The 4,184-nt window shown below is 41.7% G+C and carries 3 protein-coding genes; all 3 read right to left on the reverse strand.

Features of this window, described 5'->3' with window-relative positions; genetic code table 11:
* The coding region (locus ACP45E_RS17725; protein ID WP_277815718.1) for a proton-conducting transporter membrane subunit at positions 1-1,120 on the reverse strand (1,120 nt) is incomplete at its 3' end.
* 487 nt (positions 1,121-1,607) lie between these two features.
* Positions 1,608-2,765 carry a Na+/H+ antiporter NhaA gene (gene nhaA, locus ACP45E_RS17730; RefSeq protein WP_017035310.1) on the reverse strand — a complete coding sequence of 386 codons (1,158 nt, stop codon included), beginning with the start codon at positions 2,763-2,765 and terminating at the stop codon, positions 1,608-1,610.
* 257 nt (positions 2,766-3,022) lie between these two features.
* Complete coding sequence (locus tag ACP45E_RS17735; RefSeq protein ID WP_017038901.1) at positions 3,023-4,153, reverse strand: lipocalin-like domain-containing protein; 1,131 nt, start codon at positions 4,151-4,153, stop codon at positions 3,023-3,025.
* Positions 4,154-4,184: the final 31 nt, after the last annotated feature.

Below are 4,184 nucleotides of genomic sequence, written 5' to 3' on the forward strand. Positions count from 1 at the left end.
CGGCTAATGACATAAAGGCGGCCGTATATGGCATAGCCTTTCTAAGCCCGCCTAATTCACGTACGTCCTTTGTTCCCGCTTCATGATCAATCGTACCCGCGGCCATAAAGAGCGCACCTTTATACAGCGCGTGACCTAACAGAAAGACTACCGCTGCAACCAATGAAGCTTCCGTACCGATACCAATGAGCATCGTTAACGTACCTAATGCCATTACGGTTGAGTACGCCAAAATACGTTTCAAATCGGTACTAGTGACAGCCAAAGTGGCTCCGAGTAACATTGTCGTCGCACCAAAGAATGTAAGCGCAACAGTCCATGCTTCATAACCTGCCATCGTAGGTTGCAATCGAGCCATCAAATAGACACCCGCTTTTACCATGGTGGCGGAGTGTAAGTAAGAACTGACAGGCGTTGGGGCAGCCATCGCGTTAGGCAACCAAAAATGAAATGGGAATTGTGCTGACTTAGTAAATGCACCAAGTAGAACCAACACCATCATTGCAGGGAATAAGGGATGGGATTGAAGACTCGTGCCTTGAGCAAGAATCTCCCTGACTTCATAAGTACCGGCAATCAGGCCAAGCATAATAATGCCCGCCAGTAGCGCAAGACCACCACCAACGGTCACCATGAGTCCTTGAAGCGCTGATTTACGCGATGATTCTTTTTCATGGTAATAGCCAATCAGCATATACGAAGTAATGCTGGTCAGTTCCCAGAAGACAAACATGGCCATCAGGTTGCTAGACAGCACAACGCCGAGCATCGCCGCCATAAATGCCATCAGATACATTAAGAGCTTACGCTGATCGGCTTTATGAGCTAGGTAGCTGCCTGTATAAATAATGACGAAAAAGCCGATACCCGAAATCAGTAACGCAAACAGTAGGCTCAACCCATCTAGCCAAAAATTCAAACTGATACCTAATAGTGGTACCCATTCATAACTGATCAGCAGTCGACCTTCGCTTGTCACAGCCGGCAAAAAAGTAAGAAAATAGACAAACAAAGCCGCTGGCAACAGTGCGAGCAAGTGGCTGGTTTTCTCACCAAAACGCTTAAACAACCAAGGAACAAATGCCGCCAGGAAAAAACCTGACAGGACAGCAATAAGCATTAAAAATAGCCTCCAAAAACTTCGACCATAGAATCAAGTAGCAAGACGCTAACTCAAAATAAATCCGATATTTGAATTAGTGTATACGAGTTAGGGCATGAGAAACCTTAAAAAAAGCATAATCACAACCAATCTATAACGCAATAATATTCAAAAACGAAATACAGAAAGTAACGTTATTATTGAACGAGGAGTTTATTTAAATAGCACTAGCTTGAATACTCGCTTGTTATGAACCAATAACTCGGTATTTCCGTAAAAAACTGACAAATACGACGAAAATACCATCTAAATAGATTAGTAAATATTCAAAAGACAACGGACTGATTACTTATTGCTCAATGAATAAAAGGAAGAAATGACTTGTCAAATAACGTTGTAGATTAAACGATAATTTTCTGTATCTAAGTGTAACTGGGCGAGAGATTTGGATAGGAGAAGAGTTCGCAAAGGGACGTTAAAGTCTGCCTTTGCGAACTATTTTAAATTAATTTGTCACGGCTTTTTGCTTTGGTAAAACAATACTTAAAATTGCATACCCCAATAGTGCAGAAGCTGTAGAGCCAAGTAGAACTCCTAGACGAGCATATGTGTCCATGACTTCTTTCTCAAAGCCAAAAGCCAATGAAGATATAAATATCGACATTGTAAAGCCCACACCACACAAGATAGACACGGCAAAAATATGTCGCATCTGAATCCCGTCAGGAAGCTTTGCAATCCCCAATTTCAGCGACAGCCAACAGAAAGACATAATACCAATAGGCTTACCCACCAATAGGCCTAAAGCGATCCCTAAAGGAAGCATAGATGTTAAACCTTCTACCGAGATATTCTGTAAAGATACGCCTGCGTTAGCTAACGCAAACAAAGGTAAAATACCGAATGCGACGTACGGGTGTAAGGCGTGTTCTAACGTTTTAAGTGGCGAGTCACTGGCTGTTTTCCCTTTTAATGGAATAGCGAACCCGACAACAACACCCGCTAACGTTGCATGCACTCCAGATTTTAGTACCGCGAACCAAAGCACGAAGCCGATAATTAGGTACAGAGGTAAAGACGTGACACGACGTGAGTTTAAGATAAACAAAACAGCAGTTGAAATAAAACCGACTGTCAACGCAGTTACCGACAAATCGTTGGTATAGAAAAGCGCAATAATAATAACAGCGCCCAAGTCATCGATGATCGCTAACGCAAGTAAAAAGACTTTTAGGCTGATAGGAACACGATTACCCAGAAGGGCCATAATCCCAAGTGCGAATGCAATATCGGTGGCAGCAGGTATTGCCCAACCGGCGAGGGCTTCTGGATCTTGATAATTAAATAAAACGTAAACAAGTGCAGGCGCTAACATTCCACCTACTGCCGCGATTGCTGGGAACATCGCTGTTTCTTTTGACTTCAGCGCACCTTCAACCAGCTCACGTTTCACTTCAAGACCGATAATAAGAAAAAAGATAGCCATTAAGCCATCATTGATCCAATGAGATAGAGACATCCCCAACAAATAAGTATGTAAAAAACCCTGATAAAAGCCGTTGAGAGGCGAGTTAGCTATCATCATCGCAGTGATTGCGGCAATGACCAGTAAAATACCACTAGATGACTCCATTTTTAAGAAGTCACGAATCATACTTGTCATGTTGTTGTTGCCCTTAGAATTTTAAATAATTAAAAAATTAACGAAATTAATGGTGACTAGCTTTTATCCTCAGCAAATATAATTTCGTTTCTTCTGATATGTTAATTCGGAATTTCCGATATAACAATCAGAGGCACACTTAATCATTCAATTTATAACACAATGTTACACAAAAGAACTAGAATAAAAAAACTCGCTAATCAAAAGATTAAGCGAGTCTAATCATCTAAAAAATGAGATCTATACTACATTTGGTATTAATAGCCCGTTAGTTGCATAAATCCTTTTGTTTCGTGAGAACCTGATGTTTCAACTGGCCCTTCCCAGTAAGGAATAACAAAAGGTAATAATAAATGGCGATTAACCGGTGTGAGTAATACATCGATGCCATGCTCAGCAATCACTATACTCCATTCAAGAGGTATTTTTTTTCCGTTCGACAATACCGTCGTTTTTGAAGGGCTTAACGAGATACTCGTTTCATCAAGTAACGTTATTCTTCCACTATTGCTGATGATAGAACCATAGAGATACGGCATTTGTTCATGATGACGATAACGACTTATGGTTAACGTCTCAGTCGGGGTTAAGTTAATGACAAACCAATCCCAACCTTCCTGATGCTTCGAAATCAGCTGGCTCCCCCACTCTTTGCTCATCCATGCACTGCCTTTCACTTTCAATGGCTCACCATTATCTAGGCTCAGTTCGCCAGATACAGACAAAAATGGCGCATTAATGTTAAATGCCGCGATAGGAAGGAGATCATGTTTGGGCTGATACCCATTCTCGCCAAGTAGCGCAAAAGGGCCTGCTGTCAATGTTTGAAGGTTTATGCTGAAGTCATTAGTTGAAATATCTAATTCGCCAGGAAATGGCGTATAGCCCAATGACTGCCACCCCCAATTATCAATCCATATTTTAAATGGGTTCACATTCGTGCCCGACTGTCCGATTCCCCCACGAGCAATCCTCTGCTCTTTCCACACTTGCGTTTTATTAGAAATGACGGCATGAGAAATATAGATCTGCGGGTTTTGCCAGCCTTCAGTCTTTCTCTCATCCCGAGCTATTCGAAAGAAGCTCCACTGAATAGCATATTCAGTGCCTTGCTGGTCAACAACATTAGCAAAGTACTGCCACCATTCATGCTGATATTCCGGGTGGGATTTAAAGTCGTGAGGAAGAGTCACCGCTCTATCTGGTAGGACAGGTTCAAACACTTTTTTTTGCAGCATTTGGACAACAGCCTGATGCGAATGATCGTGTACCTTAGAGTCAGAGAGATCGGAATTCAAATAAAGTAAGATTGATACGAAAAGAATCACAGCAACAGAAGATAACAAACGAATAAAGCTTAACTTACGGGTCTTGAGAGTATTTTTCATTTATAGCGAATAGATCGGACGAGCGGTTCAG

Origin of the sequence: Vibrio genomosp. F10 str. 9ZD137 (assembly GCF_049974785.1) — a bacterium.
Lineage (GTDB): Bacteria > Pseudomonadota > Gammaproteobacteria > Enterobacterales > Vibrionaceae > Vibrio.